This is a genomic window from Agrobacterium sp. InxBP2, assembly GCF_026191755.1.
Lineage (GTDB): Bacteria > Pseudomonadota > Alphaproteobacteria > Rhizobiales > Rhizobiaceae > Agrobacterium > Agrobacterium pusense.
Genome location: NZ_JAINDY010000033.1, coordinates 501,631 through 528,562, shown reverse-complemented (window position 1 = coordinate 528,562; position 26,932 = coordinate 501,631). Strand labels below are relative to the sequence as shown.

The following is a 26,932-nucleotide window of genomic DNA, read 5'->3' as shown; positions in this document are numbered from 1 at the left end:
CCGCACAGGGTGAAACTGGATTGAGACCGGTATTTACTTAGGCAAAGTCTACCTCGATGCGCCAATGCTCTTCGCCAGGAGCAATAACACATAAACGGCGGCAGATGGAGTCCCTCATAGAAAAGAAGACCAAGTTTTTATCTTCGGACTATTTATAATAAATACAATGGCTTGTCGACCAATGTTAAACTAATATCAGAAATGCATTTTACGGGGAGAGGGGAAGGTCTGGCTCAAGCCCAATCTGGACATCGACAGACAGCTGTGCGCATCGTGGATCATGTCACTGATGCAAGACCTCGAGAAAATTCTGGACACTGTCCTGCCAGTCGATCCCAGCTTTCGGCGCATCGAACCGGCGATGATAGATCGCTGCATTTATGATACCCGACGATACGCTTTGGAGGGCTCCAAAGAGGCCTTTCTGTTTTCCGCGATGCGCCTGCTTGCGCTTCCCGACAACGGACACACACGGTTGATCCCGAACGATTCCATTTCGGTGCTCCCGCTGAGGTTTGTAAGCGTTGGAACGGCGGTGCAGTTAACTGACACGGCACTGGAAACAACTGTGCCAAGAGGGGAGCTGATAGCAGTCAACGGCACACCCCTTAGCCAGATTGAAGCCGCCGCGGGGAAATTTCTGGCGGGAACGCGCCAGCGGAAACGGGTGATCGGACCGATTCTCCTCGCATGGCCATATGCATTGGCCCATCTCGGGTTTTCTTCAAAAGAGAGTAGCACTGAATATCGCCTGAAAGGCCAGAATGGGCAGATCACCGACCTGAAAGTGGAGAACCGGCTTACCGTTCCGGCATCGATGCTCTACCCGAGAAACGAGCATGGCAAGGCTGACCCGGCCTGGAAACCTCGGACATTTGTGGAGATTGAGGACCGGCAGGAGTTTGGGCTTTCAATATTATTGCCGAGTTTCTTCGACCCAAGCGAAAGTGCGCTGCCGAAAGCCATCTCCGCTGCGGCGGAGCGCGTGAGAACCTGCGGGAACAACAAACTCTTGATTGATGTTCGCGGAAACACCGGTGGCGATTTTCTTCAAACTATGCCCTTGATCGACGCCATCTCTGAAAACGCAGGCAGGCAGGTTGTTGTGCTTGTCGATAAGTTTACGTTTTCTGCAGCGATAGTATTTGTGGCCATTCTCAAACATCGTCTGGGACGTAGGCTCAAGCTCGTCGGGGAAGAAATGGGCGACGGCTTGACGTTTTTTGCCGAGGGAGGGTTGCTCGATTTGCCGACCAGTGGAGCGGTCGTTCGATACTCATCAGCCTTTCACGACTGGGAGAACGGAACCAGCGACGAAACCACACCGGCTGAGATCGCACAGCAAATGGTTCCTGCAGGAAAACTGCATCTCGATTTGGAATGGATCGAAGGGCCTGCCGCTGAGGTTTCACAAGAAGCGTTCCATCAGCGAGTTTTAAAGGTTCTGTGTGATTAGACGAGGGGCCATTTATGCCAGCGAGCGATCTGGCTTCTCTCATCCATGCCGATATTGGGACAGGCGTGTTTCACTGAATGTGCCTTGCAGGACAACCCATAGGAACATTTGCAGGTTGACGTCATTCCCGAACCCGCCAGCACGCATACAATAATCGCATAAGATAGATTATGGAACTTTTCGTGCTTAGTTACCGGGAAAACCGTAAGCTGTCAGATCGCAGCGCCGTCGCTGTCATAATTGAAAAGCGCCGCTTGTCGCATTGATACATCCATATCCAGGTCGATCATAATTCTCCTGATGCCTCTCGGCGTCGCAGATCGAGCTCTTCACTGTAGCGTCTCAGCGTGTGACTTTCGGTAAGCAGGCCAACGGGACGATTTTCGATCTTGTCGTTGACGACGACGAGTGCTTCGCTTTCCGCCGCGTCAAAGGCTGCCGCCGCTTGCCGTGCATTCATGGTCGGCAGCAATACGTCGTTCTTGTAGTGCAGATAGGTCTCGAGGCTGATCTTGCTTGGGTCGCGATCCATCGGATCGGCATAGATTTCCGGCACGAGAACGATCCCGGCATAACGCCCGTCATCGTGGGTCATGATGACCCGCTGCGTCGAACCGAGCGGGAACTTCTCCTTGAAGGCCGGAAGCCCCATGCTGACATTGGCCTTGCGGATGTCAGCGCGCATCATCTTGCCCACCGTCAGGTCGCGGATCCAGCCGATGTCATGGGCGCTGCGAATGCTCTCACCGCGCAGGTGAAAACGCCAGGTGGCGAAGGAGTAGCCGAAGGTGGTGCGCACCACCAGCGATGTGGTGATGACGGCGGCAAGCACGAGCGCCGTAATCTGGAAGTCGCCGGTCAGTTCCAGCGCCAGAAATGTCATTGTCAGCGGACCACCGATGATGGCGGCGGCAAAGGCGCTCATGCCGATCACGGCGTAGACGATCGGGGCCGTCGAGCCATAGCCGATATAGGGCGCGCAGAGTGCGAAAATCTTGCCGAGCAGCGATCCCATGAACAGCGAGGCGAAAAACAGGCCGCCGCGGAAATTCGAACCTATCGAGATCGCGCTGGCCGCCGCCTTCAACAGGAACAATCCTGCAAGCCCGTAGATCGTCAGGTCGGCATCGATGTTGAGATGCAAGGCTCCATGGCCGCTCGAGAGAACCTGCGGTGAAATCAACGCCAGCCCACCGACAACGATGCCGCCAAGCGTAGGACGCAGCCAGCCAGGAATAGCGCTTTTGCGCGCCGTCTCCTCAATGAAGGACACCGCCTGCATGAGCACGATACCGATTGCCGCGCACACAACCCCAAGAAAAATAGCCGGCACGTAATCGGCGGGCGTCACGCGGCTGGCATCGACGATATCGATGGAAAGGCCATGGCCGCCAATCAGGCCGATAACGGTTGTCGCCACCAGCGCCGAAACGATCAGCGGGGCGAGCGTGACGACTGTATAGGTGCCGATGATGAGTTCGATGGCGTAAAATGCGCCAGTCAGAGGCGCGTTGAAGGCGGCCGCGATGGCGCCCGCGGCGCCGCAGCCAACGAGGATGCGCATGTCCCCTCGCCTCAGTTTCAGCTTGATGCCGATCTTCGATGCAACGCCGCTGGCAATCTGCGTGTAGCCCGCCTCGAGCCCGACAGATGCGCCAAAACCGTTGGAAACGATGTTCTGCACGCAGACAATGATGCTGTCCGTGAGCGACAGGCGGCCACCATGCAGCGCATTTGCCTCGATGGGGTCGACCATCGGCTTTTTGCGGGTTTTGGAGAGGATGAAGATGATCAGCCCAAGCAGGACACCGCCCATGATCGGCCCCACCAGCACGATCTGTCCGGAAAGATCGCTGCTGCTCAGACGTTCGACGCCAAAGACGAGCACATGCAATGCCGTGCTCAAAGCGCCGATCAAGGCCACCAGCAGGCCGGCTGCGATGCCGATGAGCACGGCAAGCGCGACGAGGCCGAGTTCGCCGCGTCGGAACATGGCGCGCAGGCGGCTGGCGCGCAGATTGTCGAAGAAGCTCGCCATACTCGGTGCACGGAAAGGCTTAGTCGACATGCTGTTCCTTTTCAGGTGGCGTCAGGCGGCTTCGAGATCGATCTCAATTTCGAAACGCATCTGATCATAAGCCGGTTCAACATGATCAGGCGTTCCATGCATCACCGTCTCATAATCGAGCGGAATATGCATGTGGGTCAAGATCGCCCTTTTGGGTGCCAGTGTTTCGATCCACCCGAGCGCCTGTTCGAGTGATAGATGGCTGGGGTGATAGCGATATTGCAGGGCGTCGATGACGAGCACCTCAAGTCCGGCGAGTTTCGGCAGGCTTTCGGCCGGAAAATCGCTGACATCGGTGCAATAGGCCACGTCACCAATGCGGAAACCCAAAGAATGGACGTCCCCATGCTGTTGCATATGCACCCGAAAGGCGATTGGTCCTCCTGCTCCATCAATAACAACCGGCTCGTTGATATCGGCAATCAGATAAGGCCGGACAATCGGTGGATAATTGCTGCCCGCCGGCGTCTCGAGACAATAGGCAAAACCATCGCGGATGCGCGCCATGGTAATGGGATCGGCATAGATCGGGACGCGGCTTTTCTGGAGTGCGAAATAGATGCGCAGATCGTCAATGCCATGCAGATGGTCGGCATGAGCATGGGTGTAGAGAACGGCATCGATAGCCTCCACCTTCGCGGCGATCATCTGCTCGCGAAAATCAGGACCAGTATCGATCACAACGGTCGTTTTGCCGCCATCAGGACCGATCTGTTCCACCATGAAGGCCGCACGCGTGCGCCGGTTCTTCGGATTATCGGGGTCGCAGGCGCCCCAGTCGCCGTTAATGCGCGGCACGCCGGGTGACGAGGCGCATCCGAGAACCGTGAAGCGGCGACGGTAGATTGCCACGCCTACACCCTTGTCATCTTGGAAAAGCAGCGGAAGGCGTTTTCGGTGGTGATCTCGGCCATCCGCTCGAAGGAGATGCCATGCACCTCGGCCAGAACCTCCGCGGTATTGACGACGTAGGAAGGCTCGTTGCGTTTGCCACGCCAGCGCTTCGGCGCAAGATAGGGTGCGTCCGTTTCTACAAGCAGCCGGTCAAGAGGCACGGTTGCAGCGATATCGCGAATATCCTGCGACTTTGGGAAGGTCAGAATGCCCGAGAAAGACACATATCCGCCAAGCTCGACACCCGTTTTTGCGAGCTCGGGACCAGCGGAAAAGCAGTGCAGAATGAACGGAAATGCGCCCTTCCCGCTTTCGGAGCGCAGGATAGCGGCCATGTTGTCATCGGCACTGCGGCTGTGAATGACAAGCGGCAGCTTCGTTCGTCTCGCCGCCTCGATATGGCGAAGAAGGCCGGTCTTCTGGTCTTCGGGCTTCTGCGTGTCGTAGAAGTAATCCAGACCCGCCTCTCCGATCGCTACGATCTTCTCATGACTTTCGGCTAGCTGCACCAGCTCATCGGCGGAGATATCCAGTTCCTCATCGGCATTGTTCGGATGGGTGCCGACCGAGCAAAAGACTGACGGATATTTTTCCGTGATCTTCAACAGCTCCGGCAGACGACGCACCCGGGTCGAGATCGTCACCATCTGGCTCACGCCGGAGGCATGGGCGCGAGCGATGATGTCGTCGCGCTCCGCCTCGAAATCAGGAAAATCCAGATGGCAATGGGTATCGATCAGCATCGTGGTCGCCTTCACGCTTCCGGCGCGACGTAACGCGGAAAGACTGGCTTCGGAGCTTCCAGTGGTGTCCCCGGCACCAGACGACCGGCTTCGCCCAACGCCGTAAAGTCGCGCTTATCGGCTGGCGCCGCAACGAGATCGAGCAGCTTTTCGCAGGAACCCGGCATGATGGGCTGCAGGAGAATGCCGATCTGGCGCACAACTTCCGCCGTGACGTAAAGCACGGTGCCCATCCGCTCAGGGTCGGTCTTTTTCAGCGCCCAAGGCTCCTGAGAGGCGAAATAGCGGTCGGTCTCGGAAACGACGGCAATGATGGCGGCTACCGCGCGGTGGATGAGTTGCTTGCCCATCTCCTCCCGGCAAATGGCGAGCAGACCGTCTGCAGACGCCAGCATCGCCTTGTCTTCGTCGGTGAACGGACCGGGTGTGGGGATCTTGCCGTCGCAATTCTTGACGATCATCGACAGCGAACGGCTGGCGAGATTGCCGATGCCATTGGCAAGATCGGCATTGATGCGGGTGGCAATGCCCTCTTCGCTATAGCTGCCGTCCTGGCCGAAGGAGACTTCGCGCATGAAGAAATAGCGGACCTGATCAAGGCCGAAATGGTTCACCAGATTGGCGGGATCAACGACATTGCCGAGCGACTTCGACATCTTCTCGCCCTTGTTGAGCAGGAAGCCATGTGCATAAACGCGCTTCGGCAGCGGCAGCTTTGCGCTCATCAGGAAGGCTGGCCAGTAGACGGCGTGAAAACGAATGATGTCCTTGCCGATGATATGCACGTCGGCCGGCCAATACTTCGCCCGCGGTCCGTTCCTGTCTTCGAGGTAACCCGTTGCGGTGATGTAGTTGGTCAGTGCATCGACCCAGACATACATCACGTGCTTCGGATCATTGGGAACCTTGATGCCCCAGTCGAAGGTGGTGCGGGAAATCGACAGGTCCTTCAGACCGGATTTCACGAAGGAGATGATTTCGTTACGGCGTTCCGCCGGACCGATGAAGTCGGGGTTTTCCTCATAGAGCTTCAGCAGCTTGTCCTGGTACTCGGAGAGCTTGAAGAAATAGCTTTCCTCCTCCACCCATTCCACCGGCGTGCCCTGCGGGCCGTAACGGACGCCATCGGCGCGCACTTCCGTCTCGTCCTCGGCGTAATAGGCCTCGTCACGAACGGAATACCAGCCGGCATAGCTATCCTTGTAGATGTCGCCGCTCTCGGCCATCAGGTTCCAGATATTGCGCGAGGTCTCGTGATGACGTTCTTCCGTCGTGCGGATGAAATCGTCGTTCGAGGCGTTGAGCAGCTTGCCCATCTCGAGAAACTGATTGGAATTTCGCTCCGCGAGTTCTTCCGGCGAAACGCCTTCCGCACGTGCCGTCTGCTGCATCTTCTGGCCGTGTTCGTCGGTGCCCGTCAGGAAGAACACATCCATTCCGTCCAGGCGCTGAAAGCGTGCCATGGCGTCCGTTGCGATCAGTTCATAGGCGTGGCCGATATGCGGCTTGCCGTTGGGATAGGAGATCGCGGTGGTGATGTAGAATGGTGTCTTGTCTGTCATGACGGTCTATCGACTTTACGCGCTGTTTTTTGGATAGACCGCTCTTAAACCATTGTTCGCAGCAGCGAAAGAAAAAGCTACCGAATTGGTACAATGATATCAATATTGCCGACTATTCGTCATCCTCGGGCTCGAGCCGAGTATTCATTAATTTCAGCGGGTTGTGGATTCCCGTGTCAAACCCGGGGATAATGCGGCTTAGAGTGGGCCAATCCGAAAAGGCAACTTCGGTCCTTACGATTTTCCGGCCTTAGACGCCCCGGATATCCTCAAGAATGGAAATCACCATCTGTTTCTTGTCGAGATTATAGGCCTGCGCCACGGTGATGCGTTCAGAGAGCGCCGAAGAAAGCCGTGCCAGCCTTTCCGCAGCCGTGATATCGCCCGTCATGGCCGCCGCGCGCGCGCGCGCCATCAGATCTTCCGTTACATGTTCCATGAAGAAACCGAGGACGATGTCGCCATCCTTCTGGGCCAGGATCTCGGCGAGCTTGTGCATCTGTTTGCGGGCGCCCGGGCCGTCGGCATTCATGACTGCCGCAAGGGCCTCGACAATATCGGAGCCGCCGTAGTTCATCAGCTTCAGCGCCTGCGCAACGCTACCCTTGGAGGCGGCAAGCAGGGCATCGCGCTTTTCCTCCGAGAGACTTATGCCGAGATGATCGAGCGCCTGCACCATGGCCGAATCCGAAAGCGGTAGCAGCCTGAGCGGCATGCAGCGTGAGCGGATTGTCGGCAGCAATTTTCCCGGTGCGTGGGAGAGCACGAGAAACATCGCCCTTTTGGGCGGCTCTTCCAGTATTTTCAGGATCGCGTTCGCGGCATTGCGGTTGAGATCATCGGCGGGATCGATGATGACGATGCGCCAGTTGCCGGTGCCCGAGGTCTGCGAGAAAAAATGCCCTGCCCGTCGCACCTCGTCCACCGTGATGGCGGATTTCACGCGGCCGGTCTTTTCATCCACGGGCCGGGTGAGATGCAGCAGGTTATGCGAGGCGCCGGCGGTGATCTGCCGGCTGACCAGCGACTGCGGATCGGGGTCCGGCAGAAACTCCGGCGCCGACAAAGGATCGGGATGGTTCAGCACATGATTGGCGAAACGGAAAGCGAGCGTCGCCTTGCCGATGCCCTCCGGCCCTTCGATGAGAATGGCATGATGGCCTTTGCCAGAGCGATAGGACTGCGCGAGAAACGCCTCCGCCTCCTCATGGCCAAAAAGCCTCGTGTTCTGCTGCGGCGCGATTGCACCGTCGAGAATGCCCTGGACCTCAATCATGGGCCCTGCCCGCCTCGGTCCCCAGCTGTTCGAGCAAGGGCTCGACGAAGGACATGACATCCTCAGCAACTTTTTCTTCCGGCTGATCGGCATTGACGATGCGGCAGCGACGCGGCTCGGCAAGCGCGATATCGAGATAGGCTTCCCGCCGCTTCTCGTGGGTTTCGATTTCCTCTTTCTCGAAGCGATCGGGCTTCGCGCCTTCATCCGCACGCTTTCTGGCGCGGGCAAGGCCTTTTTCGGCAGCGATATCGAAAATCAGTGTCAGCTCCGGAACGACGCCATCAATCGCGATGCGCTGCAGCGTCTCGATGAAATCCGGCTCCAGATTGCCGGTCGTGCCCTGATAGACGCGGGATGAATCGAGAAACCGGTCGCAGAGCACGATCTCGCCGCGCTCCAGCGCAGGGCGAATGACCTCTTCGACGTGATCGTTGCGCGCGGCGGCGAACAGGATGGCTTCCATCCGGACGCCAAACGGCTCCGCCGCACCGGAAAGGAGAACATGTCTTACGGCCTCCGCACCCGGCGAACCGCCGGGCTCACGCGTTACGACCACCTTGAAGCCACGATCGCGAAGCGCTTCGGCAAGCGTGCGAATCTGCGTCGATTTGCCGGCGCCTTCGCCGCCTTCGAAGCTGATGAACAATCCGGTCTTTTCGGCCAATGTCACGTCCTGCAAGGAATTCACGTCAATGTTGAAATGCCTGTTTACAGCATCGGACCGAAATGTGTGAAGCGCTTTTCAGAAAAACCGGTGCCTGAACAAAAGCATAGGAGAAATGGCGCGTGCTGAACCGCACTTCACAGCCAGAACAGCAGAAGTTCTTTCAATGCTCCTGCGGCATTCTGGGTGAGCGAACCCTTGTTCACCCGGCTCTTCGTATAGAGCGGCACTTCGCGCAATAGACGCTCGCCCGAGAATATCTTCAGCGTTCCGGCATTCGCCCCGACATCGAGCGGCGCGTTCAGCGGCCAGCGATAGACGATACGTCCGGAGAGGCGTTCCGGATTGTTGACGGGCACCAGGACGCTGACATCGTCCTTCGGAGAAAGGTCGACATAGGAGGCATCGCCGCCATACACGCTGACGGAGCCAACCACTTCATCCTTGCTGAACAGGCGGCGTTTTTCGAAGGCGGTCAGGCCCCAGTCCACCACTCTGCGCGCTTCCTCCTGCCGCGTCTTGTCGTCTGCGATGCCGGCAAGCGCCAGATAGATGCGGCGCCCTTCCCGCTCCGCCGAAACCACGGCGGCAAAACCGCTGCCTTCTGCAAAACCGAGGCCAAGACCGTCTATACCGCTTCCCGGCATCAGCAACGTGTTCTTGTTGCGCTGGAAAATCCGGTTCCATTCGAAGTCCGGCTTCGTAAACAACGAGTAGCGGTCTGGATAGGTGTCATGCAGATGCTGGGCAAGGCGCACCATGTCCCTGGCAGTCGTCTGGTTTCCGGAATCGGGAAGTCCGGTGGAATTGGCAAACGTGCTGCGGTTCATGCCAAGTTCGCCGGCCCGTGCCGTCATGCGCTTGGCAAAGGCAGCGTCCGATCCCGCCATGCCTTCGGCGATGATGATGCAGCCGTCATTGGCGTTCTGCACGATGATTCCGGTCAAAAGGTCATTGATGCCAACGGAGGATTTCAGGGCGGCGAACATGGTTGACGTTCGCGATGGGGCTCCGCCCGTGCGCCAGGCATATTCCGAAACGGGATAGGCCGTTTCCGACGCCAGCTGTCCTTTCGACAGCGCATCCAGCACCACCTCCACCGTCATCAGCTTGGCAAGCGATGCGGGCGGAAAGGACTGATCCTCATTTTGGGCAAGAAGCACCGTACCGGTTTCGGCATCGATCATATAGGCCTGCTCGGCCTTGGCGATGAAGGGCGCTGTCTGCGATTGCGCCGCGCCGGCGCTCAAAAATGCAAAAGCGGCCGCCGCGACGGCCGACAGATAGGAGCGATGAAAGGTCTTGCGCATGAAACCGCCCAGTGCTGTCTGCCACAACCGGCCGCCCGCCATGAGAACGGTGTGCCGGTGTCCTTAATCCGTCAGCGTGACTTCGCCTGCTGACGCTTCACATGGGCGAGGATCGACTCTTCGCTCAAGCCGTCACGATTGACGAGCACGGTGTCGAACACCTTTGCGGTTTTGGATACGGCGGCGGATTCTTCGGAATAGGCCGCTGCATATTTGGAAGACGGCGTGGGCACACGCAGATAATTGCCGCCTGGAGCTGCTGGTTCCCGCAGGAAGTTACCTTCGGGGCGCTCCGCCAGGATCGGGCCGATTTCCGGCAGGATCGCGAATTGTTCGAATGCGGGCTGTACACCGTTGACGAGTGGCATGGCCTGAAGCGCCGCATTCTTCTTGGAACCAACGAGCGCGGTCTGAGCCGAGCCGGCATAATTCGGGTTCGATGTCGGCGCCGGCACGAAATTCGGCGAGGCCGAAGCAACCATCACGCCGGTCGCGATCTGCCCTTCAGGCGCGACGCCCGGCGAACGCGAACCCTTCGGAATATAGGAAGCCATCAGGTAAGGCATGTCATGGCCGTCGAGCGGCGCACGGCCCGCATATTGAACCCGTACATTTGCCGTCCCCGTCGCCTTCATGTCCAGAAGATCTGCCGTCTTGCTGGAAACGTCGATCAGACGGCCCTCGTGGAACGGACCGCGGTCGTTGACACGGACGAGCACCGACGCGCCATTATCCATATTGGTGATGCGCGCGTAGCTCGGCAGCGGAAATGTCGGATGTGCGGCAGAAAGATGTTCCTTGTCGTAAACCTCGCCATTGGCCGTGAGGCGTCCATGGAAGGCAGAGCCATACCAGGAAGCAAGGCCAACCTTGTTGTAGCCCGGCTCTTCTTTCGGGAAGTAACGGCGGCCCTTGACGGTGTAGGCGTTACCCAGCAGCTCGCGTCCGCCACCCTTCGGGATGTTCTTTCCATCGGCAACGCGCGGGCTGGCCTTCACGCCATATTCGGATTCGGAGAAATATTCCTTGCTGCGCTTGGGCTTAGGCTTTGTCTCGGAGGTGGTGGAACACGACGCCGTTGCAGCGCAAAGCACGGAAATTGCAAGCCACTTCACGCCCGACCTGGCGCTGATGCCTGTTTTCTTGACCGTAGAATTCAAATCGTCTGCCCCACGCTGCTATTGGCTCGGAGAACCGCACCCTCACTTGCCTCGATATTGCCCCTGCCATCGAAGCACCTAACAGTCGCTTAACCTTGTGCATAACGTGGCGAAAATGCGAACGACTTTTGCAAATTCGATAAAATTGTAACGAACGTGGTTAATGATTTCTATCTTTTCGGCATGCCCCTCCACGGCGGAATCCGCCCGCCGCAAGTCCTCCCCTCGCAGCCTCGCAAGGAACAAAGCAGCGGTAACCGCGTTTTCTCCGCTCAAACAAACGAGCTTCCGCCGGTTTCGGCTGAGGGAGGAAACATGATAAATTTTATGAAAACCACAGGTCTGGCGATTGGCATCGCCCTGGTATCCTTCGCCGCACCTATGCCTGCCGGTGCCCAGGATATGGAGCTCAGAATCGGCCCGGATGGCGTCCGTCCCGTCATCCGCGACCGTGATCGGGACATGGACCGCCGGGGTCCTCCACGCATGCGTGGCTGCAGCGAACGCGAAGCCCGCGCCGCGGCCCGTGAAGCAGGCCTTCGTGATCCCGAAGTCGTGCGCGTCACGCCGGGCCGCGTTGTTGTCGAAGGCTTCACGCGCCGGGGACCGGACCGGATCACCTTCGCAAATGAACGAGGCTGTCCGGAAATCTGATCCACGACCGCCGCCTGGAACCCGCCGAAAGGCGGGTTTCTTATTCGTACGGAATTGACGCCCAAACGCTGCGGGAACATGCCTCGTCGCGACATTATTAGAAATGATGTTGCGCTTGATGGCAGATGGGGTGGGATTCGAACCCACGGTACGCTCTCACGCACGCCGGTTTTCAAGACCGGTTCCTTAAACCACTCGGACACCCATCCATGGTGGTGAGGCTTTATAGCGGTTTGAAAAAGGGCGTCAATCCCGCTCCGACGAGCATCGTCGTCCTTCTCTCACAGTTGGCGGATCATTGCCCCGGGGTCGCTGCGGGCGGCAGCAGGGAGCCGTCACCTGAAGGTATCGAAGGGACCTGCTGCGCTGTATCGAACAGCGTAAGGCTCAAAACGATTGCAACAAGCACCAACAAAAGCGCCACAAAGAGGATTCCGGATTTATCCATGCGTCTGCTCATGTCACGTTACGTTAAAGGAGAATATGTGCAATTCGAGGCAAGCAAAGAATAAAGCGAAAGCCTGTCAAGTTGTCTTACAGATCCGTCAAATTCATCGTTCAAAAATCTGCGGATTAAGTGAAATTTGTGCATTGGCGTACTGTTTGGGACGGAAGTGGCCTATCGCGTCCGCACCATTGTCTCTTATATCCCACTCATCGCTCCCGGGCATTGCCCAACTTTCCCCGAGCGATCAACCTGCCCCGCCTCTTTGCGGGGCTTTTTTCTTTTATGGTCATGACATGATGTGCGGCCGGAGGATGGGCGACCCTTTACGGCGGGCGCCTCACTCAAACGCCGATGCTGGGCGCGCCATGGCCGTGCCGGCCTTCCCCCTGGAGAAGGTCCTCGAAGAGGTTCAGCAGCGCCGGCGGCAAGGTATCGGATAACTCGGCGATGATTTCGTTGGCGCGGTTATAGGAGTAGATCGCGCAGAGCGTGAGCACCAGCAGAACGATCCAAGGCCAGATTGGTTTGCGCCTTTGCGGCGCTCCGTTGGGCTGTTGCGGTAAAGTCATGCCGGCACCTTCCGTTCAGGCCTTGACGCGCGGCTCGCCTCCCGGCGCATAGGCGGTTTTCTGCAGGAAGCGGAATATGTTGCCGCATTGGGCGCAGCGGATCATGAAGTCGGTTGGGTCGCCCGAAGGGCGTTCTGCGCGAAATCCCCGGGGCATTTCGTCAATGCGGAAATCAACGTCCCGGCGGGTTTTGTCATCCGACTCGGACGCCTCGGCAAAACCCTGATGGCCACATTTGGAACATTCGAGTTTCCGGGAATATCTGTCACGCGCTGCCATATGCCGTCCTTTGCTTGCGCTTATCAGGTAGCAGCGGCAAAACATCATTTCAATGGCGATCGCCGCGGGTTAAAGCTTTGCCTGTTATTTCCGCGCCGAAAACCCGGCGGACAGAACGAGTTTGAAAGCTCATGCATAGCGACACAGGCTTCCTTTCCTCTTCTCTCATAAGACGCGTCATCGTCATATGCGGAGCCCTTGCCGCCCTTCTCACTGCGCTCAATTTCGGCATGAAATGGTATGGCGACAGAATTATTCAGGCGGGACACACCACGTCGACCGACGAAGTGGAGATCACGATCGGCAACGACCGGCTGAAACTGGCAAAAAACACCCTTCGGAATCCGTCTGATCGTGACAGTGGTGCACACGAGCGCGCCGACCTCTACCTCACCTGGCCCGACCTTGCGGGGTATCGAGATTCGAATCGTGCCCTTTTCGACGATCCGAAAAATGCAGTCGGGCTGATTTTCGTTCAGCTGTCGCAAAGCACCATGTCGCAGGACATGTCAGGACGTTTCGAGCCGATTTATACCAGACTTATAGAAGGTGAGCCGACGCCCCTGAAGCACGGTCTGCTGCTCCATCGGCTGCGCGCTGATTCCGGTTATGGCAAGGAAGTCATATTGACCGGCCGACGCGACGGCGAAAGCGTCTATGTGGTGCGCTGCCTGCTGCCGCAGACGCCTCAGGAAACAACGGGTAGCGATTGTCAGAGAGATATCCACGTCGGGCAGGACCTGAGCCTGTTCTACCGATTCTCGGCCAACCTGCTGCCGCAATGGCAGGCGCTAGACGCGGCCGTGACACGCTATGTCGAGAAACGCCTCGTAAAAGACGAAAACCCGTGACACGGCACGAGACAGATCGCGTGTCAAAAGTCGCATTTTATGGAAGGCGGATACCTTTCATAAACCACTTGGTAACGCCATCCCGATAAAGTTCCTACCCGGAGCATTCGGGCGGGGCGTGTCCGAGCGGAACATAAATATGCGATTGAAGAGTTCAGCAGTGTTGAAAAGTCTATCTTGGGCACATTCGCGCAAAGCGGGTACAGGGTCTTTTGTAAGGTTTGTGGCGTTGACACTTGCGGCGGCGTTCATAACCGCAACATCCGTCCAGACCGCAAAGGCCGATCCGAAATATGCGGGCATCGTCATCGATGCGAAGACCGGCAAGGTGCTTTACGGCGAGGATCCCGACGGGCTGCGTTACCCGGCTTCGCTCACAAAGATGATGACGCTTTATCTGACGTTCGAAGCCCTCAGTGCCGGACGTATCTCTCTTGATTCCAAGGTGCCGGTTTCGGCGAATGCAGCCAAGGAGCCGCCGTCCAAACTCGGTGTGCGCGCTGGCGGCAGCATTACGGTCGAGCAGGCGATCCTTGCTCTCGTTACCCGGTCGGCCAACGATATGGCGACGGCGCTCGGTGAATATCTCGGCGGCTCAGAAGACCGTTTCGCCAGAATGATGACCGCAAAGGCCCGTGCCCTGGGCATGACGCGCACGACCTACCGCAATGCCAACGGGTTGCCCAATACAGCCCAGATGACCACGGCGCGCGACCAAGCCCGCCTCGGCATCGCGCTTCGCCAGCATTTTCCGCAATATTACGGTTACTTCTCCACCCGCACCTTTAATTTCGGCAAGCAGGTGATCGGCAATCACAATCGTCTCGTCGGGACCGTGAAGGGCGTTGACGGTATCAAGACCGGTTACACGCGTGCAGCCGGCAGCAATCTTGCCACCTCCGCGCAGCTCGACGGGCGCTCCATTGTCGCCGTCGTTCTCGGCGGTCGCTCCAGCGCTGCCCGTGACGCCACCATGCGCAAACTGGTTGCAACCTATCTGCCGCAGGCGTCGCGTGGCGGCAACAGCAACCTGATTGCGCAGACGCGTTCCGCCCCGGTCGAAGAGCCGGTCGCTGTGGCCGCCGCCGTTCCCTCTGTCGCCGTCGCCGCGACGGATGCCGGCCTGCCCAATGCCGGACCCGTTCCGCAGACGCGTTACGAGGAAGCGCCGGTTACCGCCTTTGCTGGCTCCTCTTCCAATGCAGCCGTCAAGGCGATGGAGGCGGCTACATGGCAGAAGGGTAAAGATCCCATCCGTCAGGCGCCCTCCGCGCCCGATCGCAAGCTGATAACCAATTCCACCAAGGTCGATAATATCGTCACGGCTTCCACCTCGGCTTCCACCTCGGCTTCCGCAGCCTCCGCACCTTCCGTTGCGGCAAGGTCTGACGCGCCGCAGGGCGGCTGGGTCATCCAGATTGGCGCATCGCCGGACGAAAATTCCGCGCGCGGCCTGCTGCAGAGCGCCCAGGAAAAAGGTGGTGCAGCGCTGCGTTCAGCCAAGCCCTTCACAGTGGCCTACAGCAAGGATGGCTCCCAGATATACCGCGCCCGTTTCGGCGGCTTCGATGGCCAGAACGCCGCGGTGAATGCATGCAATGCATTGAAAAAGAAAGGCGTCAGCTGCTGGGCATCCCTTCAGTGAAGACGTTCCCGCAGGCGGTGCTCTCTGTTTCGAACATCGCCTGTCTCCTCGAATTGTGTAATGAGTAGCGAGGCTTTCCAAGATGGCAGTCAACGAGAATTATTCGGACATTGCGTCTGGCAACGGGCATGGCAGCCTGTCGGTTCTGCATCCCATTCATGAGGCGGCGATGCGTATCGCCGATCTCGGTCTCAACCGTTCCAAGGCAAAAACGCGTGATCTCGTGGCGTTGCTGCTCTCGCATGGCGCCCGTGCCTGGCGCGCCAACCAGCCGGAAGCCAGCATTCACCTGCACGTCGCCCGTCGGTCGGGGCGCTCACCGGTTCATATACGTATTCGCTGACAGACCGCACCAGACGGAAACCCAAAGAAAAACCCCGCGGCGCACAGGCACCGCGGGGTTTTTGTTGATCCTGATGTGAAAAACGAGGCGGCTTACGCCTCGCTTTCCGGTGCCTCCGGCGTGGTTGGCAGATTGTCATCCGCCTCCTCGCCATTGCCATTTTCAGCCTCGTCGTCGCCTTCAGGCTCGTTGATGCGCTCCACGGAAACCACCTTCTCATCCTTCGCGGTCGAGAAGATTGTCACACCCTTGGTCGCGCGGCTGGCGATGCGGATGCCGTTCACAGGCACACGGATGAGCTGTCCGCCATCGGAAACCAGCATGATCTGGTCGCCTTCTTCCACCGGGAAGGCCGCAACAAGTTCACCGATCTCCGACGTCTTCGCGGTATCGGTGGCGCGGATGCCCTTGCCGCCGCGGCCTGAAGTGCGGAAATCGTAAGACGATGAACGCTTGCCGAAGCCCTTCACGGAAACCGTCAGCACGAATTCTTCGCGCGCCTTCAGTTCCTGGTAGCGCTCCTCACTGAGTTCGCCCTCTTCCGTTACTTCCTCACCGACGAGCGCGATATCGTCCTCATCCACGCCTGCGGCACGCCGTTCGGCAGCCGAGCGCTTGAGGTAAGCCGCACGCTCCCACGGCTCCGCTTCCACATGGCCCACAATGGTCATGGAGATGATGCGGTCGCCTTCGGCCAGGTTGATGCCGCGCACGCCGACGGAATTGCGGCCGGCAAAGACGCGTACATCGTCCACGGGGAAGCGGATGCACTGGCCGAGCGCGGTCGTCAGCAGCACATCGTCGCGGTCCGTACAGGTTTCGACGGAGAGGATTTCATCGCCCTCCTCGTCCAGCTTCATGGCGATCTTGCCGTTGCGGTTGACCTGTACGAAATCGCCGAGCTTGTTGCGGCGAACCGTGCCGCGCGTCGTCGAGAACATCACGTCAAGCGTTTCCCAGGTCGTTTCGTCCTCGGGCAACGGCATGATGGTGGTGATGCGCTCGCCGGGTTCCAGCGGCAACATGTTGATAAGGGCCTTGCCCTTGGACTGCGGCGTGCCGATCGGCAGACGCCAGACCTTTTCCTTGTAGACGATGCCACGCGAGGAGAAGAACAGGACCGGCGTGTGGGTGTTGGCGACGAACAGACGGTTGACGAAATCCTCATCGCGCGTTGCCATGCCGGAGCGACCCTTGCCGCCGCGACGCTGTGCACGATACGTCGTCAGCGGCACGCGCTTGATGTAACCGAGATGCGAAACGGTCACGACCATGTCTTCGCGGGCGATGAGGTCTTCATCGTCCATATCGGGACCGCCCTCGACGATCTCGGAGCGACGCGGCGTGCCGAATTCGTCGCGGACGGCGGAAAGCTCGTCCTTGACGATCTGCATGATGCGCAGGCGCGATGATAGGATTTCCAGATACTCGCTGATCTCAGCGCCGATCTTGTTCAGCTCGTCGCCAATTTCATCGCGGCCGAGCGCTGTAAGACGTGCGAGGCGCAATTCGAGAATGGCGCGCGCCTGTTCCTCGGAAAGGTTGTAAGTCCCGTCTTCGTTGATGCGGTGGCGCGGATCATCGATGAGGCGGATCAGGCTTTCCACATCCTGTGCAGGCCAGCGACGCGTCATCAGTTCTTCTCGGGCCGAAGCCGGATCGGGAGCATGCCGGATGACGCGGATGACCTCATCGATATTGGCGACGGAAATCGCCAGACCGACCAACACATGCGCCCGCTCGCGCGCCTTGCGCAGCAGGTATTTCGTGCGACGGCTGACGACATCTTCGCGGAAGGAAACGAAAGCACGCAACATGTCGAGCAGCGTCATCTGCTCGGGCTTGCCGCCGTTCAGCGCCACCATGTTGCAGCCAAACGAGGTCTGCAGCGGTGTGTAGCGGTAAAGCTGGTTCAGGATGACGTCTGCATTGGCGTCGCGCTTCAATTCGATGACGACGCGATAACCCTGGCGGTCGGATTCGTCGCGCAGGTCGGAAATGCCCTCGATGCGCTTTTCCTTGACCAGCTCAGCCATTTTTTCGATCATCGACGCCTTGTTCACCTGGTAGGGAACTTCGGTGATGATGATCTGCTCGCGGTCTCCACGCATCGGCTCGATCGTCGCGCGGCCACGCATGATGACCGATCCGCGGCCCGTTTCGTAAGCCGAGCGGATGCCGGAACGGCCCATGATCAGCGCACCGGTCGGGAAATCAGGGCCCGGAATGATCTGCATCAGTTCCGGCAGCTCGATCGCCGGATTGTCGATCAGGGCGATACAGCCATCGATAACCTCTGACAGGTTATGCGGCGGGATGTTCGTGGCCATGCCGACCGCGATTCCGCCTGCCCCGTTGACCAGCAGGTTCGGGAACTTGGCCGGAATGACGACCGGCTCCTGCAAGGTGCCGTCATAGTTGTCGCGGAAGTCGACCGTTTCCTTGTCGAGATCATCAAGCAGCGAGTGCGCGGCCTTATCCAGACGGCATTCGGTATAACGTTCAGCGGCCGGCGGATCACCGTCGATGGAGCCGAAGTTGCCCTGGCCGTCGATCAGCGGCAGGCGGAGCGACCAGTCCTGCGCCATACGCGCCAGCGCGTCATAGATTGCCGAGTTGCCGTGCGGATGGAATTTACCCATCACGTCCCCGGTTACGCGGGCGCATTTGACGTATTTCTTGTTCCAGTCGATGCCGAGTTCGGACATGCCGTAGAGAATACGGCGATGAACCGGCTTCAGGCCGTCTCGCACATCGGGAAGCGCGCGGGACACGATAACGCTCATGGCGTAATCGAGATACGACCGCTGCATTTCCTCCATGATGGAAATCGGTTCAATGCCTGGCGGAAGCTTTCCGCCGCCGGGGGGGCTCTGGTCAGTCAAAACGGATCACATTCTCTGTTAAGAATCGGATGGATTTTTATAGCGGAAACAGCCACGTTAAGCCAATTTCCCGGCGAGTTTTGAACAGGCTTTTGCGTCATTTGCAAGACGAACGCCGCTTTTCACGATTTAGCCGCCCAAATGCGTGGCGCTCTCTTTCAAAGTGCCCGCGACTTGCGTAGGCTCCGGCCTAAAAACAAAACCAACGGGGAAAGAATGGCCAGCAGCGAAACGCTCATCAATGCGCTTACCACACTTCTGGTCACACTCGATCCGCCTGGGCTTGCGCCCGTCTTTCTGGCGCTGACTGCCGGAATGACCCGTGACCAGCGCAGCCAGGTGGCGTTGCGCGGCTCCATCATCGCTTTCGGTATCCTTGCCGTCTTTGCCCTCTTCGGCCTCGCAATCCTCAATCTGCTCGGTATTTCGCTGGGCGCCTTCCGCATCGCCGGCGGCCTTCTGCTGTTCTGGATCGCCTTTGAAATGATTTTCGAAAAGCGCCAGGAGCGCAAGGAAAAGACCTCGGAAATCGCCATTACCAAGGACCATCTCCACAATCTCGCGGTCTTCCCGCTGGCCCTGCCGTTGATTGCCGGGCCGGGTGCTATTTCCGCCACCGTTCTGCTTGCCGGCTCAATGAAGACCACGGTCGAGATGGTGGTGCTCATCCTTATCCTCGCTTTCGCGATGGCTCTCGTTTACGCGGCCTTGATCGTCTCGGAACGGATGGACCGCTTTCTCGGCAATACCGGTCGCGCCATCCTTACCCGGCTTCTCGGCGTGCTGCTGGCCGCGCTTTCCGTGCAGTTCGTTGTCGACGGCATAAAATCGGCCTTCGCGTTCTGAGCCGTCCCTGCGCGACACCAACGCAATAAATTCCTGCCCACCGCTGAAATGCCGGAAAATCCTCCCTTAAATTCAGCTGGCGCTTCGGCTAAAAGACGCGTGTCATTTCGGATTCGAAAGTTATCTCCATGCGTTCCACGCTGCGCCGCATCATTCCCGATGCCGCACCCGTCAGCAACAGGGAAAGGCTCCGCTCCGCCACAGGCGCCTTCGTAGGCATACTGCTGACTGGCATTCTCGCCAGTTTCGCTCTTCGTTTCGATCCCACGCTGCCCGCCATGATCGCGCCGATGGGGGCTTCGGCCGTGCTGTTGTTCGCCGTACCCTCCAGCCCGCTGGCGCAGCCCTGGTCGATCCTGTGCGGGAATTTCGTCTCGGCTTTTGTCGGGGTGACGGTGGCGCTGCTGGTTCCGGATCCGTTCCTCGCAAGCGCGCTCGCCATCAGCCTGGCCATCGCCGCCATGATGGCGCTGCGCTGCCTGCACCCGCCGAGCGGTGCGGTGGCGCTGACTGCCGTTCTGGGCGGCCCCGCCGTACATGGCCTCGGCTATAGTTTCCTGCTGTGGCCGGTCGCCGGAAATTCGCTGATCCTTCTTGCCCTGGCCGTCGCTTACAACAATGCCACTGGCCGCGCCTATCCACACGGTCTGAAGCTTGGCAAGGCCGCGCACGGGACAGCCGACCCGACACCCATCCAGAAAATCGGCTTTTCCTCCACCGATCTCGACGACGTGCTGAAGGAATATGACGAGTTCATCGATATCGACCGCGACGCGCTGGAAACCATCCTGCGGAAGACAGAGTTGCGCTCCTACCGGCGTCGCGCGCTGCATCTCGATTGCGAAAGTGTCATGTCCCGGGATGTGGTCGGCGTCGCCCCTGATGACAGCCTGCGCCACGCGCATGCCCTGATGCAAAGCCATCATTTCAAGGCGTTGCCCGTCACCAATGATAGCGCCGAAATCGTCGGCATCGTCACCCAGACAGACTTTCTGGAAAAGGCGAGCTGGAGAAACGGTCGTCCCTCGATCGGTTTCCTGCAGCGGCTTCGCCTCATCCTGTCAGGCGCAAGTGCCCCCAACGATACGGTCAAGGACATCATGACATCGCCCGTTAAAACCGTGCGGCCGGAAACACCGATCGAGGAAGCAATCATCCGCTTTGCGGAGGAAGGATTGCATTATCTGCCTGTCATCGACGCAAGGGGTAAGATGGTCGGCATCGTGTCGCAATCCGATGTCATGGTGGCGATGCTGGCCGACAAGGTCGCGGCATAGACTGCCCCGGGCGTCGAAGTGTTCTTCTCTTAAAAAAAACGGCAAAGCCCGATGTCAGCGTCTCGCCTTCAAAAGGCGCTGCCACAGTGTGCCACCGAAGAACCGCCCGAGCACGACAAAATAGGCAATGATCAGCGCAAAGGCGATAAAGGCGGGCGCACCGTTGAGGGCAAAACCTTCGGGCGTTCGCCCTCCCGCTACCGTCGCGACCAGAAATCCGGCGGCGAAAAACGCCGTCCAGAAGTCGAGAAAAAAAGCGAGGATGATGCGCCAGGTGGCGGGCTGTTTTGGCTGCAGGGTTTCGTCAGTCAAGCTCACCTCCTGTCACACGTTTCTTCGTCCCCGGTCCGATCAGAACGGGATATCGTCATCCATGTCGTTGGAGAATCCGCCCGAAGGCTGGTTGCCGCCACGGGAAGAACCGCCGCGCGAGGAGGACTGCTGGTCGTAACCGCCGCCATAGCTGGAGCCGCCGCTGCCATAATCATTACCGCCGCCGAAGTCGCCGCCGCCGCTACGGCCGCCGCCCTCACCGCGACCATCGAGCATGGTCAGCGTGGAGTTGAAGCCCTGCAGCACGATTTCGGTGGAGTAACGGTCGTTACCGGTCTGGTCCTGCCATTTGCGGGTCTGCAACTGGCCTTCGATATAGAGCTTGGCGCCCTTCTTCACATATTGCTCGACGACCTTGCACAGGCCTTCGTTAAAGACGACGACCGTGTGCCACTCGGTCTTCTCCTTGCGCTCGCCGCTGTTGCGGTCCCGCCAGGTCTCCGAGGTGGCGATGCGCAGGTTGGCGATGGGTCGGCCATCCTGCGTCCGGCGGATTTCGGGATCAGCGCCCACGTTTCCGATCAGAATTACCTTGTTTACGCTACCAGCCATCTCGTCATCCTGTCCGCCGGCCATCATGACCGGCAATTGCATTTCAAAAAATTCGGCACACAATAGCTGCCGCCGCCCGCAAAGGGCACCGCAAGCATGGAACTATCCACAAAGAATAATCTTAAGCTGTGGGGGGCAGACATTCGCGCTTGCAATTCGTTCCTTTTTTGTTCTATTAAATTGCAGATTTCGAGTCAAGCATCGTGAAAAGCTGCGACCGATAGGGAATAGACCTCGACACGTCCGGCTGCGTCACTACATAAGGACGCGCCGCCATCCAGCCTGTTATTTTTGTCCGAGCCTTGTCATGAGTGAACTGAAGACGATTTCCATCCGTGGTGCCCGTGAACACAATCTCAAGGGTATCGATCTCGATCTGCCACGCAACAAGCTGATCGTCATGACCGGGCTTTCCGGCTCAGGCAAGTCGTCGCTCGCCTTCGATACGATCTACGCCGAAGGCCAGCGCCGTTATGTCGAAAGCCTCTCGGCCTATGCGCGCCAGTTCCTCGAAATGATGCAGAAGCCGGATGTCGACCAGATCGAGGGCCTGTCGCCGGCAATCTCCATCGAACAGAAGACCACCTCGCGCAACCCGCGCTCCACGGTCGGCACGGTCACCGAGATCTACGACTATATGCGCCTTCTCTTCGCGCGTGTCGGTGTCCCCTATTCGCCGGCCACGGGCCTGCCGATTGAAAGCCAGACGGTCAGCCAGATGGTCGACCGCATCCTCGCTTTCGAGGAGGGCACGCGTCTTTACATCCTCGCGCCGATCGTGCGCGGCCGCAAAGGCGAGTACAAGAAAGAACTTGCCGAGCTGATGAAGAAAGGCTTCCAGCGCGTCAAGGTGGACGGCCAGTTCTACGAGATCGCCGACGTTCCTGCTCTCGACAAGAAGTACAAACACGATATCGACGTGGTGGTTGACCGCGCCGTCGTGCGCCCGGATATGGCCGCGCGTCTTGCCGACAGCCTTGAGACCTGCCTCAAGCTCGCGGACGGCCTGGCGATCGCGGAATTCGCCGACAAACCGCTGCCCGCAGAAGAAACCGCGGCCGGTGGCTCCGCCAACAAGTCTCTCAATGAGACCCACGAGCGCGTGCTGTTTTCGGAAAAATTCGCCTGCCCCGTTTCCGGTTTCACCATTCCGGAAATCGAACCGCGTCTCTTCTCCTTCAACAACCCCTTCGGCGCCTGCCCCAGCTGCGATGGCCTTGGCTCGCAGCAGAAGGTGGATGAGAACCTGATCGTACCGGAGCCAGCCCGCACCCTGCGTGATGGGGCCATTGCTCCCTGGGCAAAATCATCGTCGCCCTATTACAACCAGACGCTTGAGGCACTGGGCAAGGCCTTCGGATTCAAGCTCTCGAGCAAGTGGTCCGATCTTTCGAAGGAGGCGCAGCACGCCATTCTTCAGGGCACTGACGACAAGATCGAGTTCAACTATCAGGACGGCGCCCGCTCCTACAAGACAGTCAAGAACTTCGAAGGCATCGTGCCCAATCTGGAGCGGCGCTGGAAAGAGACAGACAGCGCCTGGGCGCGCGAGGAAATCGAGCGCTACATGTCGGCAGCCCCCTGCCCGGCCTGCGCCGGTTACCGCCTGAAGCCGGAGGCGCTGGCGGTCAAGATCAACAAGCTGCATATCGGTGAAGTCACCGAAATGTCGATCCGCACGGCGCGCGACTGGTTCGAGGTGCTGCCGGAAAGCCTGAACGCGAAGCAGAATGAAATTGCCGTCCGTATTCTCAAGGAAATCCGCGAACGCCTGCGATTCCTCAACGATGTAGGGCTGGATTATCTCAGCCTGTCGCGCAATTCGGGCACGCTGTCGGGCGGGGAGAGCCAGCGTATCCGTCTGGCCTCGCAGATCGGCTCTGGCCTCACCGGCGTTCTCTACGTTCTCGATGAGCCCTCGATCGGCCTGCACCAGCGCGACAATGCGCGCCTGCTAGATACGCTCAAACATCTGCGCGATATCGGCAACACCGTCATCGTGGTCGAACATGATGAGGACGCCATTCTGACGGCGGATTATGTTGTCGATATCGGCCCGGCGGCCGGTATTCACGGCGGCCAGGTGATTGCCGAAGGATCCCCGCAGGAAGTGATGGCCAATCCGAAATCGCTGACCGGCAAATATCTCTCCGGTGAACTCGGCGTTGCCGTGCCGGCTGAGCGCCGCAAACCGAAGAAGGGCCGCGAGATCAAGGTTTTTGGCGCACGCGGCAACAACCTGAAGAATGTCACGGCCGCTGTGCCGCTCGGTGTTTTCACGGCCGTAACCGGGGTTTCGGGTGGCGGCAAATCCACCTTCCTGATCGAGACGCTCTATAAGTCGGCGGCGCGCCGGGTCATGGGCGCGCGTGAAATCCCGGCCGAACACGACCGCATCGATGGTTTCGAATTCATCGACAAGGTGATCGATATCGACCAGTCGCCGATCGGACGCACGCCGCGTTCCAACCCGGCCACCTATACCGGCGCCTTTACGCCGATCCGTGACTGGTTCGCCGGCCTGCCGGAAGCCAAGGCTCGTGGTTACGCGCCCGGCCGCTTCTCCTTCAACGTCAAGGGTGGCCGCTGCGAGGCCTGCCAGGGCGACGGGGTGATCAAGATCGAGATGCACTTCCTGCCTGACGTCTACGTCACCTGCGACGTCTGCCACGGCAAGCGTTATAACCGCGAGACGCTGGACGTCACCTTTAAGGGCAAATCCATCGCCGACGTGCTGGATATGACGGTTGAGGAAGGCGTCGAATTTTTCGCCGCCGTTCCCGCCGTGCGCGACAAGCTGCAATCGCTCTTCGATGTCGGCCTCGGTTACATCAAGGTCGGACAGCAGGCCAATACGCTTTCAGGCGGCGAGGCGCAGCGCGTCAAGCTCGCCAAGGAACTGTCGAAGCGCTCGACGGGCCGCACGCTCTATATTCTCGACGAGCCGACGACGGGCCTGCATTTCCACGACGTCAACAAGCTGCTCGAAATGCTGCATGCGCTGGTGGAACAGGGCAATTCCGTGGTGGTGATCGAGCATAATCTCGAAGTCATCAAGACGGCGGACTGGATCATCGATATCGGGCCTGAAGGCGGCACGGGCGGCGGCGAAGTGGTGGCCACGGGCACGCCGGAGGACATCGTCAAGGTGGAGCGTTCCTATACCGGCCACTTCCTGAAGGAGCTTCTGGAGCGCCGGCCGGCCGGAAAACGGGAGGCTGCGGAGTAAGCCGCAGCTTTCGTCGCAAAGGTTCGAAAGGCCGAAGGCCGGAGGAGGAACTAGATATGTCGACATCAGGCACGATCCGCACCGGTATCGGCGGCTGGACCTTCGAGCCTTGGGAAGGCACTTTTTATCCCGAAAAACTGCCGAAAAAACGCCAGCTGGAACACGCCAGCCGGCAGCTCACGGCAATCGAGGTGAACGGCACCTATTACAGCAGCCAGAAACCGGAGACCTTTGCGAAATGGGCATCCGAAGTGCCCGAGGATTTCGTCTTTTCGCTAAAGGCAAGCCGCTTTGTCACCAACCGCAGGGTTCTGGCCGAGGCAGGTGAGTCGATGACGAAGTTCCTGACGCAGGGGTTGACGGAACTCGGGTCCCATCTCGGTCCCATCCTCTGGCAGTTTGCGCCCACGAAAAAATTCGACGCGGAGGATTTCGGTGCATTTCTGGCGCTGCTGCCCGAAAAGCAGGACGGGCTCACTCTTCGCCATGTCGTGGAGGTGCGCAACCCGACATTTCAGGTTCCGGAATTCATCGAACTTCTTGCCAGGCACAAGGTCGCCGTCGTCTGCGCTGACCATCACGATTATCCGATGCTGCCTGACGTAACGGCCGATTTCGTTTATTGCCGCCTGCAGAAGGGCGAGGACGACATCGAGACCTGTTATCCGAAAAAAGAGATCGCGCACTGGGCTGAGCGGGTAAAGACCTATGCCAGTGGCGGTGTGCCGGACGATCTGCCGCTGATCGCGCCGGATCGGAAGGTTGAGAAGACCCCGCGCGATGTTTTCGCTTTCTTCATTACCGGCGGCAAGGTCAATGCGCCTAATGGTGCGCAGGAACTGCAAAAGGCGGTCTGAGCGCTGTCAGCCCGCCATGTCTTTCGTGGTGCTAAAATCAATGCTGGCGAAAGCGGCCTCGATGACCTCCGGCCCTGCCCCGGGCCTCGTGGCATCGCTGGAGAGGATTTGCCGGAAACGGCGCGCGCCGGGCATGCCCTGAAACAGTCCGACCATATGGCGGGTGACGTGATTGAGACGTCCGCCCGCGGCGATGTAATCGGCAGCATAGGCCATCATCGCGTCACGCAGCGCCATCCAGTCCGGGTGGCGAGCCTCCTCGCCATAGATGCGATGGTCGACGTCAGCAAGGATGGAGGTGTTGTGATAGGCGGCCCGGCCGAGCATCACGCCATCCATATGCTGGAGATGTCCGCTCGCCTGATCGAGATCGGCGATGCCGCCGTTGATGCCGATAAAGACGTCAGGATTTTCCCGCTTCATGCGATAGACGAGGTCATAATCGAGCGGCGGCACTTCGCGGTTTTCCTTTGGCGAAAGCCCCTGCAGCCAGGCTTTGCGCGCGTGAACCCAGACCGCGTCCGCACCCGCCGCAACAACCCTCTTCAGAAAATCAGGAAGAACCGCTTCCGGCTCCTGCTCATCCACCCCGATCCGGCATTTCACGGTAACCGGCCCACTGGCGGCGGCCTTCATTGCGGCCACACATTGCGCCACCACGTCAGGCTCGCGCATCAGGCAAGCGCCGAAGGTGCCGGATTGCACCCGATCCGAGGGACAGCCAACATTCAGATTGATTTCATCATAACCGTAGTCCCCGGCGATCCGCACCGCTTCGGCAAGCTTGGCCGGATCAGACCCGCCGAGCTGCAACGCGACGGGATGTTCCTGAGGGTGATAACCGAGCAGCCTGTCACGCTGGCCGTGGATGATGGCGTCGGCAACGATCATTTCGGTGTAAAGCAGCGCACGCTTCGACAATTGCCGGTGCAGAAACCTGCACCTCGTATCGGTCCAGTCGATCATGGGGGCCACGGCGAAGATTTTTTCGCCGCTTGCAAGCGCTTGTCTGTACATGGATTAACCTC

Annotated in this window: 24 protein-coding genes and 1 tRNA gene; 10 read left to right on the top strand and 15 right to left on the bottom strand. The window is 59.0% G+C overall.

Features of this window, described 5'->3' with window-relative positions:
- Positions 1 to 289: 289 nt before the first annotated feature.
- Positions 290 to 1,456, top strand: coding sequence for a peptidase S41 (locus K7A42_RS20445; RefSeq protein WP_234882045.1), 1,167 nt, complete (start codon positions 290 to 292; stop codon positions 1,454 to 1,456).
- Between the two features lie 286 nt (positions 1,457 to 1,742).
- On the opposite strand, the gene K7A42_RS20440 is transcribed toward K7A42_RS20445, so the two are convergent.
- From K7A42_RS20440 to K7A42_RS20405, 8 genes are all read right to left on the bottom strand, one after another.
- Positions 1,743 to 3,524: a chloride channel protein gene (locus K7A42_RS20440; protein ID WP_004441767.1), complete on the bottom strand. Its 1,782-nt coding sequence runs from the start codon at positions 3,522 to 3,524 to the stop codon at positions 1,743 to 1,745.
- A 21-nt stretch (positions 3,525 to 3,545) separates the two neighbouring features.
- Positions 3,546 to 4,376 (bottom strand): MBL fold metallo-hydrolase, encoded by an 831-nt coding sequence (locus K7A42_RS20435; protein WP_282455771.1) that lies wholly within the window; start codon positions 4,374 to 4,376, stop codon positions 3,546 to 3,548.
- A 2-nt stretch (positions 4,377 to 4,378) separates the two neighbouring features.
- Positions 4,379 to 5,161: a TatD family hydrolase gene (locus tag K7A42_RS20430; RefSeq protein WP_282455770.1), complete on the bottom strand. Its 783-nt coding sequence runs from the start codon at positions 5,159 to 5,161 to the stop codon at positions 4,379 to 4,381.
- An 11-nt stretch (positions 5,162 to 5,172) separates the two neighbouring features.
- Entirely contained in the window at positions 5,173 to 6,723 is a 1,551-nt protein-coding gene (gene metG, locus K7A42_RS20425) for a methionine--tRNA ligase (RefSeq protein WP_282455769.1), read from the bottom strand.
- 250 nt (positions 6,724 to 6,973) lie between these two features.
- Positions 6,974 to 7,999 carry a DNA polymerase III subunit delta' gene (locus K7A42_RS20420; protein ID WP_282455768.1) on the bottom strand — a complete coding sequence of 342 codons (1,026 nt, stop codon included), beginning with the start codon at positions 7,997 to 7,999 and terminating at the stop codon, positions 6,974 to 6,976.
- Positions 7,992 to 8,666 (bottom strand): dTMP kinase, encoded by a 675-nt coding sequence (gene tmk / locus K7A42_RS20415; RefSeq protein WP_282455767.1) that lies wholly within the window; start codon positions 8,664 to 8,666, stop codon positions 7,992 to 7,994. Before tmk ends, K7A42_RS20420 begins: the two co-directional genes overlap by 8 nt.
- Positions 8,667 to 8,803: 137 nt before the next feature.
- Positions 8,804 to 9,976: a D-alanyl-D-alanine carboxypeptidase family protein gene (locus K7A42_RS20410; RefSeq protein ID WP_112765912.1), complete on the bottom strand. Its 1,173-nt coding sequence runs from the start codon at positions 9,974 to 9,976 to the stop codon at positions 8,804 to 8,806.
- Between the two features lie 71 nt (positions 9,977 to 10,047).
- On the bottom strand, positions 10,048 to 11,136 hold the full coding sequence (locus K7A42_RS20405) for a septal ring lytic transglycosylase RlpA family protein (RefSeq protein WP_006697463.1): 1,089 nt from the start codon (positions 11,134 to 11,136) through the stop codon (positions 10,048 to 10,050).
- A 315-nt stretch (positions 11,137 to 11,451) separates the two neighbouring features.
- Here K7A42_RS20405 and K7A42_RS20400 point away from each other — a divergent pair, with 315 nt between their 5' ends.
- Entirely contained in the window at positions 11,452 to 11,790 is a 339-nt protein-coding gene (locus K7A42_RS20400; RefSeq protein ID WP_004441749.1) for a hypothetical protein, read from the top strand.
- A gap of 119 nt (positions 11,791 to 11,909) precedes the next feature.
- Here the strand turns inward: K7A42_RS20400 and K7A42_RS20395 are convergent.
- A tRNA-Ser gene (locus tag K7A42_RS20395) sits at positions 11,910 to 11,999 on the bottom strand.
- On the opposite strand from K7A42_RS20395, the gene K7A42_RS20390 reads away from it, so the two are divergent.
- Positions 12,000 to 12,302, top strand: a complete 303-nt coding sequence (locus tag K7A42_RS20390) for a hypothetical protein (protein WP_173614431.1) — start codon at positions 12,000 to 12,002, stop codon at positions 12,300 to 12,302.
- Positions 12,303 to 12,579: 277 nt separating this feature from the next.
- On the opposite strand, the gene K7A42_RS20385 is transcribed toward K7A42_RS20390, so the two are convergent.
- Both K7A42_RS20385 and K7A42_RS20380 read right to left on the bottom strand, forming a co-directional pair.
- The gene (locus K7A42_RS20385; protein ID WP_282455766.1) at positions 12,580 to 12,807 is read right to left on the bottom strand and encodes a hypothetical protein; all 228 of its coding nucleotides are present in this window, start codon (positions 12,805 to 12,807) and stop codon (positions 12,580 to 12,582) included.
- A gap of 15 nt (positions 12,808 to 12,822) precedes the next feature.
- Complete coding sequence (locus K7A42_RS20380; protein ID WP_004441746.1) at positions 12,823 to 13,086, bottom strand: hypothetical protein; 264 nt, start codon at positions 13,084 to 13,086, stop codon at positions 12,823 to 12,825.
- A 131-nt stretch (positions 13,087 to 13,217) separates the two neighbouring features.
- On the opposite strand from K7A42_RS20380, the gene K7A42_RS20375 reads away from it, so the two are divergent.
- From K7A42_RS20375 to K7A42_RS20365, 3 genes are all read left to right on the top strand, one after another.
- Positions 13,218 to 13,937, top strand: coding sequence for a hypothetical protein (locus tag K7A42_RS20375; RefSeq protein ID WP_004441745.1), 720 nt, complete (start codon positions 13,218 to 13,220; stop codon positions 13,935 to 13,937).
- 139 nt (positions 13,938 to 14,076) lie between these two features.
- On the top strand, positions 14,077 to 15,582 hold the full coding sequence (locus K7A42_RS20370) for a D-alanyl-D-alanine carboxypeptidase (RefSeq protein WP_282455765.1): 1,506 nt from the start codon (positions 14,077 to 14,079) through the stop codon (positions 15,580 to 15,582).
- An 82-nt stretch (positions 15,583 to 15,664) separates the two neighbouring features.
- Positions 15,665 to 15,925: a hypothetical protein gene (locus K7A42_RS20365; protein ID WP_004441743.1), complete on the top strand. Its 261-nt coding sequence runs from the start codon at positions 15,665 to 15,667 to the stop codon at positions 15,923 to 15,925.
- 92 nt (positions 15,926 to 16,017) lie between these two features.
- Here K7A42_RS20365 and gyrA read toward each other — a convergent pair whose 3' ends face one another.
- Entirely contained in the window at positions 16,018 to 18,810 is a 2,793-nt protein-coding gene (gene gyrA, locus K7A42_RS20360) for a DNA gyrase subunit A (RefSeq protein WP_004441736.1), read from the bottom strand.
- 216 nt (positions 18,811 to 19,026) lie between these two features.
- Between gyrA and K7A42_RS20355 the strand changes: the two genes are divergently transcribed.
- Together K7A42_RS20355 and K7A42_RS20350 are read left to right on the top strand one after the other, a co-directional pair.
- The gene (locus tag K7A42_RS20355; protein ID WP_035208833.1) at positions 19,027 to 19,656 is read left to right on the top strand and encodes a MarC family protein; all 630 of its coding nucleotides are present in this window, start codon (positions 19,027 to 19,029) and stop codon (positions 19,654 to 19,656) included.
- Positions 19,657 to 19,784: 128 nt separating this feature from the next.
- Positions 19,785 to 20,933: an HPP family protein gene (locus tag K7A42_RS20350; RefSeq protein WP_282455764.1), complete on the top strand. Its 1,149-nt coding sequence runs from the start codon at positions 19,785 to 19,787 to the stop codon at positions 20,931 to 20,933.
- 54 nt (positions 20,934 to 20,987) lie between these two features.
- Here K7A42_RS20350 and K7A42_RS20345 read toward each other — a convergent pair whose 3' ends face one another.
- Both K7A42_RS20345 and K7A42_RS20340 read right to left on the bottom strand, forming a co-directional pair.
- The gene (locus K7A42_RS20345) at positions 20,988 to 21,251 is read right to left on the bottom strand and encodes a hypothetical protein (protein WP_234704074.1); all 264 of its coding nucleotides are present in this window, start codon (positions 21,249 to 21,251) and stop codon (positions 20,988 to 20,990) included.
- A 33-nt stretch (positions 21,252 to 21,284) separates the two neighbouring features.
- Positions 21,285 to 21,860 carry a single-stranded DNA-binding protein gene (locus K7A42_RS20340; RefSeq protein ID WP_162699318.1) on the bottom strand — a complete coding sequence of 192 codons (576 nt, stop codon included), beginning with the start codon at positions 21,858 to 21,860 and terminating at the stop codon, positions 21,285 to 21,287.
- A gap of 265 nt (positions 21,861 to 22,125) precedes the next feature.
- On the opposite strand from K7A42_RS20340, the gene uvrA reads away from it, so the two are divergent.
- Together uvrA and K7A42_RS20330 are read left to right on the top strand one after the other, a co-directional pair.
- Entirely contained in the window at positions 22,126 to 25,047 is a 2,922-nt protein-coding gene (gene uvrA / locus K7A42_RS20335) for an excinuclease ABC subunit UvrA (RefSeq protein WP_077987108.1), read from the top strand.
- Positions 25,048 to 25,103: 56 nt separating this feature from the next.
- Positions 25,104 to 25,904, top strand: coding sequence for a DUF72 domain-containing protein (locus K7A42_RS20330; RefSeq protein ID WP_004441715.1), 801 nt, complete (start codon positions 25,104 to 25,106; stop codon positions 25,902 to 25,904).
- A gap of 6 nt (positions 25,905 to 25,910) precedes the next feature.
- On the opposite strand, the gene dusA is transcribed toward K7A42_RS20330, so the two are convergent.
- The gene (gene dusA / locus K7A42_RS20325) at positions 25,911 to 26,921 is read right to left on the bottom strand and encodes a tRNA dihydrouridine(20/20a) synthase DusA (protein ID WP_184285472.1); all 1,011 of its coding nucleotides are present in this window, start codon (positions 26,919 to 26,921) and stop codon (positions 25,911 to 25,913) included.
- Positions 26,922 to 26,932 lie beyond the last annotated feature (11 nt).